This window comes from Planktothrix sp. FACHB-1365 (assembly GCF_014697575.1).
Lineage (GTDB): Bacteria > Cyanobacteriota > Cyanobacteriia > Cyanobacteriales > Microcoleaceae > Planktothrix.
The window spans coordinates 1-18,038 of the sequence record NZ_JACJSC010000006.1 but is presented as its reverse complement, the minus strand read 5'-3'; the positions used below and the strand labels follow the sequence as shown (position 1 = coordinate 18,038).

Annotated in this window: 15 protein-coding genes; 11 read left to right on the top strand and 4 right to left on the bottom strand. The window is 40.0% G+C overall.

Features of this window, described 5'->3' with window-relative positions; translation table 11 throughout:
- The first annotated feature begins 19 nt into the window (after nt 1-19).
- The 7 genes from H6G57_RS09850 to H6G57_RS09820 are packed head-to-tail and all read left to right on the top strand — an operon-like array spanning nt 20 to nt 8,411.
- Nucleotides 20-1,966: an adenylate/guanylate cyclase domain-containing protein gene (locus tag H6G57_RS09850; protein ID WP_190518107.1), complete on the top strand. Its 1,947-nt coding sequence runs from the start codon at nt 20-22 to the stop codon at nt 1,964-1,966.
- Between the two features lie 57 nt (nt 1,967-2,023).
- Complete coding sequence (locus tag H6G57_RS09845; RefSeq protein WP_190518105.1) at nt 2,024-3,481, top strand: N-6 DNA methylase; 1,458 nt, start codon at nt 2,024-2,026, stop codon at nt 3,479-3,481.
- Nucleotides 3,482-3,496: 15 nt separating this feature from the next.
- Entirely contained in the window at nt 3,497-3,721 is a 225-nt protein-coding gene (locus tag H6G57_RS09840) for a hypothetical protein (RefSeq protein ID WP_072717862.1), read from the top strand.
- On the top strand, nt 3,718-4,125 hold the full coding sequence (locus tag H6G57_RS09835; protein ID WP_190518103.1) for a type II toxin-antitoxin system VapC family toxin: 408 nt from the start codon (nt 3,718-3,720) through the stop codon (nt 4,123-4,125). Before H6G57_RS09840 ends, H6G57_RS09835 begins: the two co-directional genes overlap by 4 nt.
- Nucleotides 4,122-5,681: a restriction endonuclease subunit S gene (locus H6G57_RS09830; RefSeq protein WP_190518102.1), complete on the top strand. Its 1,560-nt coding sequence runs from the start codon at nt 4,122-4,124 to the stop codon at nt 5,679-5,681. Before H6G57_RS09835 ends, H6G57_RS09830 begins: the two co-directional genes overlap by 4 nt.
- Complete coding sequence (locus H6G57_RS09825; RefSeq protein WP_190518100.1) at nt 5,678-7,339, top strand: restriction system-associated AAA family ATPase; 1,662 nt, start codon at nt 5,678-5,680, stop codon at nt 7,337-7,339. Before H6G57_RS09830 ends, H6G57_RS09825 begins: the two co-directional genes overlap by 4 nt.
- 1 nt (nt 7,340) lies before the next feature.
- Nucleotides 7,341-8,411 (top strand): hypothetical protein, encoded by a 1,071-nt coding sequence (locus H6G57_RS09820; RefSeq protein ID WP_190518098.1) that lies wholly within the window; start codon nt 7,341-7,343, stop codon nt 8,409-8,411.
- A 137-nt stretch (nt 8,412-8,548) separates the two neighbouring features.
- Here the strand turns inward: H6G57_RS09820 and H6G57_RS09815 are convergent, their stop codons facing one another.
- The 4 genes from H6G57_RS09815 to ctpA form a co-directional block, all read right to left on the bottom strand.
- On the bottom strand, nt 8,549-9,202 hold the full coding sequence (locus H6G57_RS09815; protein ID WP_190518096.1) for an HAD family phosphatase: 654 nt from the start codon (nt 9,200-9,202) through the stop codon (nt 8,549-8,551).
- Between the two features lie 87 nt (nt 9,203-9,289).
- Entirely contained in the window at nt 9,290-9,766 is a 477-nt protein-coding gene (locus H6G57_RS09810) for a pentapeptide repeat-containing protein (RefSeq protein ID WP_242048934.1), read from the bottom strand.
- A 116-nt stretch (nt 9,767-9,882) separates the two neighbouring features.
- Nucleotides 9,883-11,322 (bottom strand): NAD(P)/FAD-dependent oxidoreductase, encoded by a 1,440-nt coding sequence (locus H6G57_RS09805; RefSeq protein ID WP_190518095.1) that lies wholly within the window; start codon nt 11,320-11,322, stop codon nt 9,883-9,885.
- A 78-nt stretch (nt 11,323-11,400) separates the two neighbouring features.
- Nucleotides 11,401-12,639, bottom strand: a complete 1,239-nt coding sequence (gene ctpA / locus H6G57_RS09800; RefSeq protein ID WP_190518093.1) for a carboxyl-terminal processing protease CtpA — start codon at nt 12,637-12,639, stop codon at nt 11,401-11,403.
- Nucleotides 12,640-13,421: 782 nt separating this feature from the next.
- Here ctpA and petB point away from each other — a divergent pair.
- The 4 genes from petB to H6G57_RS09780 form a co-directional block, all read left to right on the top strand.
- The gene (petB, locus tag H6G57_RS09795; RefSeq protein WP_190518091.1) at nt 13,422-14,090 is read left to right on the top strand and encodes a cytochrome b6; all 669 of its coding nucleotides are present in this window, start codon (nt 13,422-13,424) and stop codon (nt 14,088-14,090) included.
- A 186-nt stretch (nt 14,091-14,276) separates the two neighbouring features.
- A complete protein-coding gene (gene petD / locus H6G57_RS09790; protein ID WP_190518089.1) occupies nt 14,277-14,756 on the top strand; it encodes a cytochrome b6-f complex subunit IV in 480 nt (159 codons plus the stop codon).
- A gap of 242 nt (nt 14,757-14,998) precedes the next feature.
- A complete protein-coding gene (locus H6G57_RS09785; RefSeq protein ID WP_190518087.1) occupies nt 14,999-16,192 on the top strand; it encodes a glycosyltransferase in 1,194 nt (397 codons plus the stop codon).
- 719 nt (nt 16,193-16,911) lie between these two features.
- Nucleotides 16,912-18,038 (top strand): reverse transcriptase domain-containing protein (locus H6G57_RS09780; RefSeq protein ID WP_190518085.1); only part of this gene is annotated, 1,127 nt, incomplete at its 3' end.

Here is an 18,038-nt window from a genome sequence, read left to right as displayed (position 1 = left end):
GATCAGAAAGTGAGTTTTTATGAATATTAATCAAGAGGAATTTATCGGGGATATTCTGATTGTTGATGACAATGTTGACAATATTCGTTTTTTATCAGATTTCCTCATGCAACAAGGTTATCAAGTTCGCAAATCCATTAATGGAGAAGTGGGTTTAATGGCGGCAAGAACCGTGATTCCAGACCTGATTCTGCTCGATATTAATATGCCGGGAATTGGAGGTTATGAAGTTTGTCAAAAACTCAAAGAAGATGAAAAAACCCGTTCGACTCCGATTATTTTTTTAAGTGCTGGAGATGAGGTTAAAGATAAAGTAAAAGCTTTTCAAGTTGGGGGAATAGATTATATTACAAAACCTTTTCAACTCGAAGAAGTCTTAATTCGTATTCAAACTCAATTACAACTTAAAGTTCTCCAGAAAAAACTACAAAATCAAAATGAAGCCTTGCAACAAACGGTCACTTCTCTGCAAACAGTTACTAAAAATTTAGAACAATCTGAAGCCGAACTTCAAGCTTTATTTAAAGCCATGACGGAATCTATTCTAGTGTTTGATGGGGAAGGACATTATCTAAAAATTGCTACCCCCAATACGAAGTTATTATATAAACCAGACCAAGAAAGAATTGGCAAAAAAATCCATGAAATTTTACCTCAAAAACAAGCCGATATATTGCTAGAGGGTATTCAAAAAGCCATAAAAACTCAATCCCAAATTGAGGTAGAATATCGTTTAACTCTTAATCATAAGAAAACCGATTTATGTGCAAATCTTTCCCCGATTTCTTCTACCTCAGTTCTTTGTGTTATCCGAGATATTAGCGAGCGTAAACGTCGGGAAGAAGCCCTAAAATTAATTGTGGAAGGAACGGCTTCCAAAACAGGTCATGAATTCTTTCGCTCCTGTGTTCGAGGTTTGGCTGAAATTTTAGGCGTTCGTTATACTGTTGTGACTGAATGTTCCACCCCCGAAAAAATGAGAGTTCGTACCTTAGCATTTTGGCTTCAGAATAACTTTATTGATAATATCGAGTATGACTTAAAAGGAACACCTTGTCATGAAGTTATTGCCAATAAGGAATATTCTTGTTATTCTGATGGTATTATTAATCGCTTTCCCCAAGATCAAGATTTAGTCGAATTAAAAGCCCGCAGTTATGCAGGAATTCCCTTAATTGATTCAACGGGAATTGTGATTGGTCATATTGCAGTTTTAGATACAAATCCGATGCAAGATGACCAAACTAGAGAACTCGTTTTAAAAATTTTTGCAGCTAGAGCCGGAGCCGAATTAGAGCGCCAAATCACCGATAGAGCCTTGCAAGAAAGTCAGGAACGCTCAGAACGATTATTACTTAATATTTTACCTTCAACCATTGCGGAACGGTTAAAAACAGATACCAGTGCGATCGCAGAACACTTTGATGAGGTCACGATTTTATTTGCCGATATTGTGGGCTTTACACCCCTATCAATTCGTGTTAAACCCGATGAATTAGTCAATATATTAAATGAGATTTTTTCAGCTTTTGATGAACTGACAGAAAAGCATGGTTTAGAAAAAATAAAAACCATTGGGGATGCTTATATGGCAGTCGGTGGATTACCCCTTCCAAATACAAATCATGCTGAATCTGTTGCTCAAATGGCATTAGATATGCAAGGCGCGATCGCTCATTTTCAAGCTAAATATCAGGAACCTTTACAAATGCGAATTGGCATCAATACAGGGTCAGTGGTTGCTGGAGTTATTGGCGTGAAAAAGTTTATTTATGATTTGTGGGGAGATGCTGTAAATGTTGCTTCTCGTATGGAATCATCGGGTTTACCGGGTAAAATTCAAGTCACAGAAAATACCTATGAACGGTTAAAACATCGCTATAATTTTGAAAAACGGGGACAAGTTGAAGTCAAAGGGAAAGGAGAAATGACCACTTATTGGTTAATAGATACATATCCCCATTAACACCTAATGTCTAACATCAAAAGGTATTTGGCTAAAGAAGATGTATAATATAACCTTATGAATACTGCCACCCACGACATTGTTGCCAAGCTCTGGAATCTCTGTAACGTCCTTAAGGACGGCGGGATATCCTTTCATCAATACATGATCGAGCTAACGTACCTACTGTTTCTCAAGATGGCTAAGGAAACGGGAACTGAAAGCCTGATTCCAGAGGGTTATCGCTGGGACGATTTGAAAACCAAGCCAGAATCTGAACAGCTTGAATTTTATAAGCAACTTCTGAACCACTTAGAGAAAGATGGTTCTGTCATTGTCAAAGCAATTTTTGCGGATGCTAAATCTTCTATCAATAGACCTAATACCCTTTCTACACTTGTTAACGGAATAGACAAGCTTGATTGGTACAATGCGCGACGGGAAAGTATAGGAGATGTATATGAAGGACTCCTTGAAAAAAATGCCAATGAATCAAAGGCTGGTGCAGGTCAGTATTTTACGCCACGTCCGTTAATTGACAGTATGGTTCATGTCATGCGTCCCACCTTAGAAGATATCATTCAAGACCCTGCTGCTGGTACGGGTGGATTCCTGATTGCTGCTGATAGATATATTCGAGAACATAGCGATCCCAATAATTGGACTAACAAGCAAAAAGAAAAATATCGCACCAATACTTTCTACGGAATGGAACTTGTGTCAGACACACACCGTTTAGCATTAATGAATTTGATGCTGCATGGACTGGATTTTAATCCGCAAGGCACAGGTATTCGTTATGGCGATACACTTTCATCCGATGGAAAAAACTTACCGCCAGCAACTCTAATTCTTACAAATCCACCTTTTGGTAGCAAAAAAGGTGGGGGTTTACCTGACCGAAAAGATTTTGATTTTTCCACCAGCAACAAACAATTTTGCTTCTTACAACACATTTATCTAGGCTTAAAACCGGGTGGTCGCGCTGCGGCTGTATTTCCTGACAACGTGCTGTTTGAGAGTAATGTAGGACGACAGATTCGGACTGACTTGATGGACAAATGCAATCTTCATACAATTCTGCGGTTGCCATCTGGTATTTTCTATGCTCAGGGTGTCAAAACCAATGTATTGTTTTTTAGTCGTGGGAAGACGTCCAAGGGTAATACTAAAGAAGTTTGGGTCTATGACCTGCGTACTAACACTCCCCAATTTGGTAAGCGAACATCCTTGATGCGTCAACATTTTGAGGAGTTTGAAACAGCCTTTGGTGATGATCCCTTGGGTAGTTCGGTTAGTTTAGCTAAACGCACTGATACTGGAGAGGAAGGGCGCTTTAGAAAATTTTCCCGTGACTGGATTGCTGAACGTGGGGATAATCTAGATATCTCCTGGCTTAAGAATGAAAGCGAAGATGATAACAATAATTTACCCGAACCTGCTATCTTAGCCCAAGAAGCAATAGGTGAATTGGAAGCTGCGATCGCCGAGTTGCAGGGAATTCTGCAAGAATTAGGTGAGGAAATTAACTTTTAGGTAGGTCTTCATATTATGCACAGCATCAAGTTAAAATCTCATATCGGTAGTGATGGTTTTTTGAAAGTTCGCTTGCCTGATGTACAGAATATGGATATCGAGGTGATCATTGTTTATCAAACTAGCCTACCTAAACCAATGGAAGCAACACCGCTTTCACAGTTTTACGGATGTATTCAGGACGACTCCTTTATTAGACATCCTCAAAACGAACAACCTGAACGCGAACCCCTGGAATGAAATATCTTCTTGATACAAATCTCTGTATTATTTATTTGAAAGGCAGAAATTTAAACTTAAAGCAGAAACTTGAGTCAGTTGCGATTCAGGAGATAGCGGTATGTTCAATTGTTAAGGCAGAACTCTGTTTTGGAGCGATGAAAAGTTCTAATCCCGAACGAAATTTTGCTTTACAGCAAGCCTTCTTGGATCAGTTTGTTTCGCTCCCCTTTGATGACCTCGCCGCTACAACTTTTGGAGTCATCCGATCGCAGTTAGAAATTAAAGGAATACCCATTGGAGCTTATGATTTACAAATTGCTGCGATCGCCTTAGCCAATAATTTAACGCTGGTAACACACAATACACAAGAGTTCCGGCGTGTTGAGGGATTGCAGGTTGAAGATTGGGAGGTTGAGCAGTGAGTAATCTTCCACAGCACTGGGTTGTAACTAACTTTGGAAGTATTTGCGGTAGTGGTCAATATGGTTGGACAGCCAGGGCCACAAGTAAAGGTTCTGTAAGATTTCTACGCACAACTGACATTACAAAAGGTCAAATTGATTGGGACTCAGTTCCATATTGTCAGGATAATCCCCCGGATCTTGATAAGTATCAAATTCAAGCGAATGACATTTTAATATCACGTTCTGGCTCTGTCGGTTTTAGTACCTTGATTAAAAATGTTCCATTCCCGACTGTGTTCGCGTCATATCTTATTAGATTCGTTCCTTCCAATAATATTGAGCCAAGGTACATTGCATATTTCCTTCAATCTGCTGAATACTGGCAGCAAATTTCTGAAGCATCAGCAGGAATTGCCGTATCTAATGTCAATGCAAAAAAGTTATCAGCAATTAGCACTCCACTTGCACCACTCAATGAACAAAAACGGATTGCCGATAAGCTCGATTCATTGCTTGCGCGGGTTGATGCGTGTCGTGATCGCTTGGAGCGTGTGTCGCATCTTCTCGAACGTTTTCGACAAGCTGTTATTACTGCGGCAATATCGGGAGAGTTAACAGATGATTGGGTTAATACTAATAACTCTGAAGGTTGGCAAGAGGCAGTCATTGGAGATCTCTTAATTGAGAAACCTCGTAATGGTTATTCGCCTAGAGCAGTTAATTTTGAAACTGACACACGATCCCTCACTCTGACAGCAACAACAAGCGGAAAATTCAATCCCACGCATATCAAATATATTAATGAAAAAATTCCAGAAGATTCTTACCTCTGGCTTAAACCAAACGATATCTTGATTCAACGAGCTAATACTCTAGAGTATGTTGGTGTGAGTGCAATCTATGACGGTTTGCCAAAGCAGTACATCTATCCTGATTTAATAATGAAATGTAGGGCTAATGATAGAGTTTTAACGAAATTCTTGTATTACCTCCTTTCAAGTCATTATGTTCGTTCGTACTTTCGCAAATACGCTACTGGAACCAGTGGTAATATGCCAAAGATCAATCAAAAAACTGTTGTTTCAGCACCAGTATCAGTTCCTTCTATTGATGAACAGCAAGAAATAGTAGGTCGTGTCGATAGACTCTTTGCATACGCTGATCGTCTTGAAGTTTGTTATAGACAAGCTTGTACTAAGATAGAAAAACTAAAAACTACGCTACTCGACAAAGCATTTCGAGGCGAGTTAGTACCACAAGATCCCAATGATGAACCAGCAACAGTTTTGCTAGAAAGCATTCGAGCCAAACGAGCCGAGCAAGCTGCTCAACCCAAGAGAACTTTTAAGAGGAAGCCAACTATGATTAAGATTACTAAAGCATCAGTTAAAGAGGTAATTGATCAATGGCCACAAGACACTTTCTCATTTGATGAATTGTGTGAAAAAATTTCTGGTAATTATGATTTGCTCAAAGATATCTTATTTACCTTGCTGAGTGAACCCGAACCAATTATCACACAAATCTTTGACCAAAAAGCAAAATCAATTCGCTTTGTTCGAGGAAACCAATGAAACTTTTACGAGTTCATATCATTTCTGCTAAAACCTGTGGTGGTCTGCTTGATGGTCTTGATGTAAGACTGCGAAACCAATTTAATGACGACTATTCTTCCTTTGACCCTCTATGTCTTATTGGGCCGAATGGAGCCGGGAAATCTCAGTTTTTGCAAGTCATAGCAGAGATATTTCAGTCCGTGTTTCATGTTTGTATCAGTAAAGAAGAACGAGGTGAAAGTAATCCCGATCTGCAATTCGAGATTGAATACTTTATTTATCCAGAAGAGGATGAAATCCCTGTTCGCATCCGTATATCAAGGCAACGAAGTAGTGGAAGTAGAAAACGTCCATCGCTTCTAATTCAGAGAAGAGATGAAGACGAATATGATTGGATAGATTGCGATCCAAAAGCTCCTGAAACTCATGCCTTCCTACCTTCCAAGATCGTTGGCTATACATCAGGCGATAATGAAACGCTCAGTCTACCCTTCCTTGTGAGCCGCAGTGGATATGCAGATGAGGTAGCACGCGAAGCCTTAAACGTAGCAACCCAAAATAAACCTATTCCTGATACTCGTTTAATGCTGATTGACTATGAAACACATCTTGAAGTTCTCGTAGCAAATCTTCTACTCGGTGATGTTTCACAACGAGAGGCATTGTTAAAAGAAGCAAGATTGCAAGACTTGCACTCCTTTCGTTGTATTATCCAACTTGCTCATTCTGCCGCTCCAAAAGCTCAGGCCAATATTAAACAACAAACTGGACGCAAGGGCATACAACTGACTGAGGAACTTGAGATTTATATTGATCAGCTTCAGCAATGTGCTACCTGCTATACATACGATGACAAGACAGAAACTTATATATTTGATTATTGGATTAACCAAGAAACGAGAACTGCATTCAGTTCATTTTGGAGAAATGCGCTTGATCTTTATTCATCATTTCACAAACTTGCAATGTTGAATGATTTGGCACTCCCAAAAGGTGTGCGTGATCGATTTAAAAGGGATAAAAAAACCAGAAGATTTGCATCGCGCCTCCCTGAACCGCCAGATGAGGATAAAGTTTTTCGATTTGAACGAGTTATGTTTCGTAAGCAAAAGACTGATGAAGAAATAAATGATCAAGAAGTAGATTATGTATCGCTTTCCGATGGGGAACACCAAATGGGTCAGCTTCTTGGCACATTTTGTATGTTGTCATCTCCTAATATACTGTTTCTACTGGATGAACCTGAATCACATTTCAATCCACAATGGCGGGTAAAATTCATCTCCCGTATACTTGATTTGCATACAAAAGATGGCGATCGCAGAGAAACCTCTAAAGCAGCTAGACAAGACTGCTTGTTGACAACACACGCACCCTTTATCCCTTCCGATATGCAAAGAGACAAAGTTTTCATCTTTAGCAAAGACGAAGAACAGAAAATCCAAATTAGAAATCCCAATGTTGAAACATTTGGTGCTACATTCGACACAATTATTGAAGAATGCTTTGATATTTATCCACCCATCTCACAAATTTCTCGTGATAAGATTAAAAAACTGATGAATAGTGATAATCCTGAAGAAATTAAAGCAGGAATTAAAAGTCTTGGAAACTCTGTACAGAAGGCATTTCTTGCAGATCATCTTCGACAAGTAACAAATAAGGACGGAGTTTAGGATGCTTTTTGGTTATCCAATTGAGGCGATAGAACAAAATTGGTTGCACGAGTGCTTAGGTGAAATTCTGCAATTAATTCATACTTCTTATATAGAAATAGGAAAATCACTACCAGACTGGCCAGAGATAGTTCCAGAACGATATAGAAAGAGATTAAAAAGCCGTAAAGGGTTTCAGAAGCGCTTGAATGCTTACCATAAAGTAATCGTAAAACTTACTCCTAAACAGCAATGTCAAGTTTTGCAGACATTCAAGGATCAGAATGAAATTCCCCGCCTGCTATCCTGCCAAGGTGAGTGTGAGACTATTAATGATCTGCCAACTGCTATTCAGAAGCCAGTGAAAGATCTTTTTGAATTTGCATTTTCACTTCTTACGGATTTAGAAATTCGTGATGAACAGTATAGAATAATTTATGATAAGATTTCTGGTCAGACCTGTCCTTTCTGTGGATGTGAAGATTTTGATGCGCCAGGTGCAGTCCGTGAAGCATTAGATCACTACCTATTAAAAAATAAGTATCCTTTTGCGGCTGCAAATTTACGCAACCTTGTTCCAATGGGAAATAAATGCAATTCGGGTTATAAGCGTGATCAAGATATTCTTATGAAAGATAATCGCACAAGGCGCAAGTCATTTGATCCTTATAATCATCAAACAGTTACGATTTCTTTGAATAACAGTCAGCCTTTTACCGGAACAACTGGAAAGACTGGAGAACCACTACCAAAATGGGAAATTGATTTTAGCTTGAATGTTGAAGAAGTGACTACTTGGGATGAGGTATTTCACATCCGAGAACGATATAAAAGAGATGTCCTAGATCCAAAATTTCAATCCTATCTGGGAGAATTTGGAAATTATTGTAAATCTTGTAAACTTGTACTTACTTCTACAGAAGAATTGCTCAGGGAACTTAAAAACTATATAAGTTTTCAAGAGAGTAATGAATTCAAAGATAGGGCATTTTTGAAAGCTGCTGTATTCAAAATGTTGTATGTCCACTGTCAGAAAGGTGATCAACGGCTCATTAATTTAATTATAGATTGTTGTAAATGGTCTAAACCTTAGCTAAATTTGAGCTTATTCCTCTTTTATGACTAAGGGGAATTGGAACGAAGCTGTACGAAAATACTACCCTGTAAGCCTTAATAATGTTGAACTTGAACAAATAGAGAATCTAACTCAAGCTCAACATCATTAGGATTTTATCTAATTTTTTGGAGATAGGTTCCCAAAGCTAAATTTTTAAAATCCTCAATCACCAATGCCACACCTAAATCTGTTAAAATTTTAGGTTCATGAGTGGAAGCAACCCCAATGGTTTTAATACCCGCAGCAATTGCAGACCGAATTCCAGAGGGAGAATCTTCAAATGCGATCGCTTCTTCTGCTAAAACATTTAACTGCTCTAAACAATATTGATAAGGAGCCGGATCGGGTTTTCCGATTCCAATTTCATCGGATAAAATAACACTATCAAAATAATTCGATAGATTCAGGGTTTCCAGCATAAAATCTGTATTTTCACGAGGGGCATTCGTCACTAAACCTGTTTTAAAAGACTGTTGTTTGACCCACACTAAAAAATCGTTTAATCCGGGTAAGGGTTCTAAATTAACGGCTAATTCTCGAAATTTAGATTCTTTTAAATTAGCTAATTTTAATCCTTCTTCTTCGGAAAAATGAGGAAATAAATTCTTGACAATTTCAGCGTTTGTTTTGCCACTAATATGAGTTTTATAAAAGCTTGAATCAATCGTAATTTGATGAGTTTCTAAAACATTTGCCCAGGTTTGATAGTGGAAGGGGTCAGTATTAGTAAGAGTTCCATCTAAATCAAATAAAATTGCTTTAAGCATGATAAAATAGAATATAGAAACCGGGATTTTAACCTACTATAATTATACAGATAATTAAAGATAAAAACCCGATTTCTGTTTTTAAGGTTACTTTTGAATTGTACCATCCGGCATGATTGCCCCTTGAAAATTAGCTCCTTTTGTATTGGCTCCCGTTAAGTCGGCTGAATTCAAATCAGTATCCTTAAAATTAGCATTATTGAGTTTAGCATTATTGAGTTTAGCACCTCGAATAAATGCCCCTGTAAGATTAGCTTGACTCAAATTAGCATTGGTTAAATTAGCTTGAGTTAAGGCGGCTCCACTTAAATCAGCCCCTGCTAAATTTGCCCCCGTAAAATCCACATTATCTAACAACGCCCCTTTGAGATTAACTCCTTTCAAATCTGCTTGACTGAAGTTAGAATTATTGAGTTTAGCTCCTTCTAAATTCTGCCCTTGTAAACTTTTACCTTTAAAATCACATCCAAAACATTCTTGATCTTGACCTAACTGTACTTGAGCCGCTGGTTTTTGACAGCCAGAAACCGTTAAAATTAGGAGAGCCAAACTGATTAATGTCAAGGATTGATATCCGTTGAGCAACCGGAGAAATCTACATTTTGAAATGGAAAACATCGATAAAAAAGTAGAATTTGATTTTTGCATTTGTTGAGATCTGATTCTAAACATTTTCAAGCTTAATTTCCCCAATATCGTCGCCAATGAAATAGATTCTCAATTCCATCAAATAATACTGTATTTTGACGACGACGTTGATCAATCCAGGCGATCGCACTTTGATGATAAACTTCGGAAAACGTCGGTAAAATAGCAGGACATTCTGCTAAGGTTTTCAAGTTTACCCCTTGACGAATTGCTAAAGCAAGGGTATGAATTAACTCACTCGCTTGAGAACCCACCACCGTAGCCCCTAATAGTTTACCATTAGATAAGCCAACAAGTTTACAAAATCCCGTTGTTTCTCCCCAAATTTGAGCTTGAGTGATCTGTTTGAGTGATTGTCTTTCAACAATAACTTGAGTTCCATACCGACTTTTTGCTTGGGTTTCTGTGAAGCCGACTCTGGCAAATTGGGGGTGGGAAAAAATAGCCCAAGGAATGCTTTGATAATTGACCGTAAACTTAGGCCAGTATAGGGCATTTTTAAGGGCAATTTGGGCTTCATATTGGGCGATATGTTCAAAGGAATACCCCCCTAAAATCTCTCCACAACCGTAAATTCTAGGATTTGTGGTTTGTAATTTTTCATTCACCCCTAAATAATGACCTTTTAATTGAACGTTAATTAAGTTAAAATTCCAGGGTTCTAAATCTATTTTAGACCCACAAGCTAGGAGAATTTCATCAACTTCTAGGGCGGTATTTCCCGCTTGAATCCATTTTTTATCCTCAATTTTTTTAACTTGAATGACTGGAGTTTGAGTTAAAACTTTTACTCCTTCCGCTTCTAATTGTCCTTGGATTAACTGTACTGCTTCTGGCTCTTCTTGAGCTAAAATTTGCGTTCCTTCAACTACTAGAATTACCTCCACTCCTAAACGAGTGAACACCTGAGCCAACTCAACCCCTGCGGGATCGCCTCCAATAATGGCTAACCGTTGGGGAACCGTTTCTGATAAATTCGGCTGTTTTTCTAAAAACAAATCGAGGGTATTGGGGGTTATAAATCCTGTGGATAATAACCCTTCAATAGCAGGAATTTTCGGTTGGGATGCTAAGGCTAATAAATAATTGCGCGATCGCAAAATTCGGTTATTAATTCTAAACCTTAAACGCCGAGACTCAATAAATTCTCCTTCCCCCACAATCACATCAATTCCCCCCGTCGCTAACCGTTGTGGGGAATAAATTTCTGTCTGGTTAGCTCTGACTAAATCTAACCACCGTTTAATTTTTTTGCCCTTAAAATTACTTTCAAGATCTGCTTTTTTGCTGAGGAAAACTTGCTGTTGATTTTGGATAGAATTTGCAATCGGAAATAACCCTTGATATCCGGGTGTTAAAGTGAGTTCTTTCGGTTCAACTAAAGCGACCCGCCCCTGCATTTGAGACGCTAATAAAGCAGCATAGCGTCCCGTTAAACTTCCTCCTAAAATCACCAAATCATAATCTAACATAGTCAGGTAATGAGCATTTAGACAGCATTTTAGAATCCAATAAAACCCTTTTCCTTGTTTCCCATTCCCGTAATCTCATCAGTTCTTGGCAATCATCAATTGAGAGGACAATAATTCCAAAGCCGCTTGATATTGTTGATCCGATGCAGTTGCGACTTGACTGCGAAGCAGTAAAGATTCTGCTGGAATAACCCGATCCGGCATAATCCCCAACTTATTAATATCTGTATGATTGGGGGTTTCATACTTGGCAACCGTAACCGCTAATCCTGACCCATCGGATAAATCAAATAGAGATTGAATTAACCCTTTTCCAAAGGTTTTTTCTCCCACTAAAATCCCTCGATGATTATCGTGTAAAGCTCCGGCTAAAATTTCACTGGCACTCGCCGTTCCTGGGTTGACTAAAACCACTAAAGGAGCATGAGTTAAAGCTGAACCCACTGCTTCAAAACTCCCCAAGACCCCCTGACGATTTACAGTATAAACAATCGTGCCTTCATCTAACCAAAGACGGGCAATTTCTATCCCCGATTGTAATAATCCCCCTGGATTATTTCTTAAGTCTAAAATATAAGCTTTTGCGCCTTGTTTTTCTAAAGATTGAATGGCATGGGCGACTTCTTCAGTTGCATTGGCACTAAATTGACTTAAACGAATATAACCCAGAGGCGTTTCTCCCAAATCAGACCGTAATTCTGCGGTGACTGGGTTAAGAGCAATGCGATCGCGAATTAAAACCAAATCTTCCGCTACCGTGTTACCCTCCCGTAATACCGTTAATGTCACCCGGCTACCGATGGGCCCTCGCATCCGAGCGGCAGATTCATCTAAAGTTAAATTAGCAGTGGGCAACCCATCAATTTTCAAAATGCGATCGCGGGGTTGAATTCCCGCTTGTTCAGCCGGAGAACCTTCTAACGGGGAAATTACCGTTAAATCGCCCGTTTCTGCATCCAGGGCAATTTGTAACCCCACGCCCATGAGTTCCCCAGAGGTATTAACTTGTAGACTGCGATATTGATCCGGTCGTAACAGACGAGTAAAGGGGTCATCCAGGGTGGCTAACATCTTCTCAATGGCTTGATAGGTCTCCTCCCGGTTTTTGAAGGGTTGTCGCATCCATTTCTCGCGGATAGACCACCAATTTTGATGGTTGAAGCTCTCATCAATATAAGCGCGATTAATAATTCGCCAACTTTCGCTAAAAATCTTTTGATCTTCAGTCAACGCCGAAACCGGAGTGACCCAAGTGCTCCAGATTAAGGCTATTTGCAGAATAATGAGAGAGGCTATCTGAAAAACTCGCTTGTGCATGGTGGTGATTCAATCGCTATTTTAATATTCAGGTTCGAGATCAACCCCTGGGGAACCTTGACCACTTGATTTTAAATCAAGACCGTTAGGGACTCTCAGCATCAAATGTTGATTCCTGAGTTTCGTGAAAATTGAGTTAAAGTTATGTTACATTTTTGATCGGAGGGGAGAACACACCGGGCTTTTAGTCTAAGCTGTCAATCGGATAAAAACCGAAGCCCCTGTTTCTCTGGGTGATGGTTGATTGTTAGCCAAATTTCTCAGAGTCAGGCATCCCCCGATCATCGGCGGAGGATGTCAATCCTAGAGACTTAAACGCATCTCTATCATGCCATTGCGTTTCGGACTTTGCTTGAGTTCGTCAAAGCTTGTGAACTGATCAGTGGCAACACCATCGGGATAAAACAAGTACAGGACAGATGATCAAATATTTTGCTGATTATCGTAGGTTCCTGAAAGCAAAACAATAGCTAACAGAATTTGACCGTGCTGCAAGCCCACCCCTTCTAGGGTTGGGATAGGCATTCTGGCTTTAGCCACTTTCAAATATCTTATCTGTTAAGCTCAAAATAAGGTACGGCGGGACTCGTCGAAACCAGGGGAGCAACCCTAAACGCTTGAGGAGCTTATTGAAAGATAAGGATAGCAGACCGCTTTTATAGCAAAAGGATTGCGCCCAAGAACCCTATTTGTAGGGATATTTGAAGTGAAATCTTTAAAGAATCTCACCTTCTTTAGGGGTGGGAGTGTCAAAGCAATTCATTGTTAGGAATTCTAGCTTCATGTTTTCTAAGGGAATAAAAGACTCTCAGACCTTTAAGTGGTTTGATGAACGGCTGGAAATCCAAGCCCTTGAGGATGACATTACAAGTAAGTATGTCCCCCCTCATGTGAACATCTTCTATTGCTTGGGTGGAATTACTTTAGTTTGCTTTTTAATCCAGTTTGCCACTGGATTTGCAATGACGTTCTATTACAGACCAACTGTCACCGAAGCCTTCAATTCCGTTCAGTACATTATGACGGATGTAAGCTTTGGTTGGTTAATTCGGTCTATCCATCGCTGGTCTGCCAGCATGATGGTGTTAATGATGATCCTGCACGTTTTCCGCGTGTATCTGACCGGCGGTTTCAAAAAGCCCCGTGAATTAACGTGGATCACGGGTGTGATTTTAGCCGTGATTACTGTTTCTTTTGGGGTGACAGGCTATTCTCTGCCTTGGGATCAAGTCGGTTATTGGGCTGTGAAAATTGTATCTGGGGTTCCCGAAGCCATTCCCGTTGTTGGTTCTACCATTGTTGAACTGATGCGGGGCGGTACTGCCGTGGGTCAAAGCACCCTCAGCCGTTTCTATAGCTTACATACCTTTGTGCTGCCTTGGCTGATTGCCGTCTTTATGTTAGCCCACTTCCTGATGATTCGGAAGCAAGGCATTTCTGGCCCCCTGTAAATGCACGGCTTAGGGCTTGGGTTTTTCAGCTACTCCTTTGATTTTTAATCCAAAATCTAAAATCCAAAATCTAAAATTTCGGGTTTGGGAGTAGCCCTTGCTACACTGAATTTAGAGCGTTGCAGCCACAATGAAAAACCAGCAACGATTTGCTAGATTCCTCAAAAAAGGAGCGCACTTTTAATCATGTCCATCTTAAAAAAGCCGGATCTCAGTGATCCAGTTCTTCGGGCTAAATTAGCTAAAGGCATGGGTCACAACTACTATGGTGAACCTGCTTGGCCCAATGACTTGTTATATACGTTCCCGGTGGTGATTCTGGGGTCTTTCGGTTTAATCGTTGCCCTGTCTGTTCTTGACCCGGCAATGATGGGAGAACCTTCTAATCCCTTCGCTACGCCGTTAGAAATTCTGCCGGAATGGTATCTCTGGCCGACTTTCCAAATTTTACGGGTAGTCCCCAATAAACTCTTAGGAATCATGTTAATGTCTTCGATTCCTGTGGGCTTAATTGCTGTTCCTTTCATTGAAAGTGTTAACAAATTCCAAAACCCCTTCCGTCGTCCTGTAGCTAGTGCGGTTTTCTTATTTGGAACGTTAGTAACGCTGTGGTTAGGAATTGGCGCCGCCCTTCCCATCGACAAGTCTTTAACGTTAGGCTTCTAAACCAACGGATTTTTATTTCGATTATTTCAACCGGATACCTGTGAGTTTACTAGGATAGCGTGTTAGGCTAAATCTTGGGGACTATCACAGGTATCGTTTTTTGTATACAGAGAAACAGGGGTTGCTATAACTTATTGATATAGGATGTTACGCCCAAAGCGTACAAAACCGTTAATTTTGAACCAGATTAGCTTGCAATTTCGGATTTTGTGTCTAAAAAATATTATTTTTGAAACCCAGCTATGCTATTACAGAAACACCCCAAACTAGGACAAACTCATTCTCGTTTAACGTGGTGCTTTTTAGCCGTTTTTTCTTGTGAAGGTGGAATTCAATCCTATGTTAAAGATATCTTAACGGCTTATCAAGATTTTTATCAACTTGATGAACTGACAAAGCCACCTATTAATCCAGAGAGTCAGGTTTTAATTTTACGCGATTCTCCTGAATCTTTTAACCCTTTAGAAACCCCATCAAGTTTGTTTAAATTTCAATATTTTAAATCCCAATTTCCCACCTGGGGACGCTTGCAATTAGCAAAAGCTTTACTCCTAGATTTACTCCAAGAACGACCTGAGCGCGTGTTATGTGGTCATATTAATTTATCCCACTTGGTACAAACCATCTGCCAACCGTTAGGAATTCCCTACACCGTCTTAACCTATGGCAAAGAAGTTTGGGCACCTTTACCAACGAAGTATCAAAAGGCACTCCAAAACGCCGATCAAATTTGGACAATTAGCCGATATAGCCGAGATCAAGCGTGTCTTGCCAATCACCTCAATCCTAAGCAGTTTGAAATGTTACCTTGTATGGTCAATGGGGAACACTTTACCCCTGGCCCCAAACCTCAACACTTAATTGAACGCTATGGGTTACAAGATGCACGGGTGTTAATGACCGTCGCCCGACTGTGGAAAGGTGATCCCTATAAAGGAGTGGATGTCACCATTCGCGCCTTATCCCAAATTGCTCAAGTGTTTCCCGATGTTAAATATTTAGTCATTGGTCGAGGGGATGACCAACCCAGACTCCAACAGTTAGCTCAAGATTTAGGGGTAAGCGATCGCGTTGTGTTTGCGGGGTTTGTTCCCACGGAAGAATTAGTCGAGCATTACCGCGTCTGTGAGGGTTATGTGATGCCGTCTCAAGAAGGGTTTGGAATTGTTTATTTAGAGGCAATGGCCTGTGAAAAACCCGTTATTGCTGGGGATAGGGATGGTTCGGCTGATCCGTTACAGGATGGTAAATTAGGCTGGCAAGTGCCTCATCGGGATGTAGATGCCGTTGCTCAAGCTTGTATTGAACTGCTGAAGGGTGAAGATCAACGCTGCAATGGGCCTTGGTTACGTCAGCAAAGTTTAGCCAGTTTTGGCAAACCCGCGTTTCAAAACCGAGTCCAACGGTTACTCCAACAAAAAGTAGTATTATTATAGAATTAGTGCGAAACGTTCCTGTCAAAGTCAAGGAATAACACCCGAAACGTAAACAGGGAGATAGGTTTAGACAATTGGTTAAGGGATATCAATCCAACAATAAATCGAATCCAGCCTGTCTTAACTTTGAAAATGTGACCTTAGAGGAAGGTCAACCCCGGAGTCAATGGTACGGATTACCGAAGCCTAACAGGTAGAGTATTCTATGCCAAAGGGGTAAGGCAATTCCCACAGTGTCAGACTGATTATCAAAACACTGAAGCTGGGAATAACGGGAAATCGGATATAAGTCAAATATCTAAGCAAGTTCCCTAGCCAATTGTCCAAGAATAACGAAAGTAAACATCCAGCTTGAACTGTCGTAATAATTAAGTAGTGAAATGACTTGATTACACTGCGTTCAAAAGAACAAGGGGAAAAGATAGAAGTTTGTATACACTTCTATAAAAGGTAAGGAATTTAATTTTTCACTTACTAAGACTCCCAAAAGTACCCCGGCAGACAGGATGATTCTAAAGGCAATAATACCATTTTTCAAGGAACGTTAAAACCTATATACTCCTACAGAGGTCGAATACTGTCAGGTAGCTACAAATCTAAAGCGGATGTTGTGAGGGCGAGAGATGGATTCTGAAGCTAATGCTTAAATGTAATATTTAAGATATGCCCATAGAGTTCGGTTTAGTTGTTAGGTAAGGTTTCAATTAGCGGTTAAAACGGTGAAAACGAGTATAACCAAGACTACGGAAGCATGGAATTCTATCAATTGGGCGAAAGTTCAACGGGTAGTATTTAAGCTGCAAAAGAGAATTTACCAGGCATCATTATCGGGACAAAATGCAAAAGCTCGGAAGCTCCAAAAACTTCTAGTCAAGTCATATTATGCCAAACTTCTAGCGATTAGAAAGGTAACTCAGGATAATCAAGGGAAGAAAACAGCCGGGGTTGATGGAATCAAATCCATTACACCCAATCAACGGTTAGAACTTGCCCAAAATCTGAGTAAATACCAAAAGGCAAAACCACTCCGAAGGAAATGGATTCCCAAACCCAAGGTCGAAAAACGCCCACTAGGTATACCAACTATAAACGATAGAATCAGGCAAGCCTTGGTTAAATTGGCATTAGAACCCCAATGGGAAGCCAGATTCGAGGGTGAAAGCTATGGGTTTAGACCCGGACGTTCAGCCCATGATGCCATGTCACGAATCTTCCAAAGCATCAACAAAGGTGAATATTACATCTTAGATGCTGACATCTCAAAGTGTTTTGACCAGATTAACCATGAATACCTACTGTCCAAAATTGATTGTCCATCAACTATAAAAGCACAAATCAGACAATGGTTAAAAGCTGGGGTAATGGACAACGGCATATTTAATGCAACAGAGTCAGGCACTCCACAAGGAGGAGTCATTAGTCCTCTACTCGCAAACATCGCACTGGATGGAATGATTAGGCTCATTGAAAACAAATTCCCTAAAAAGAATAATGTACAAGCCAAAGCCATCAGATATGCCGATGATTTCGTGGTAATCAGTCCACAATTAGAAATCATTCAACAGTGTCAAGTTGCTATCGAAGAATGGTTAAAACCCATAGGGTTAAAACTGAAACCAGCCAAAACCCGTATATGCCACACATTGAGAGAAATCGAGGTAGATGGCGAAAAGGTAAAACCAGGATTCGACTTTCTAGGTTGGAACTTCCGACAATACGCAGTTGGTAAACACCATTCTGGAAAAAAGAATAACGGAAAATTCATAGGATTTAAAACCCTAATCAAACCTAGCAAGAAGGCAATTAAAGCTCACGCGGATCAGGTAAAAGAAGTGATTAAAACCCA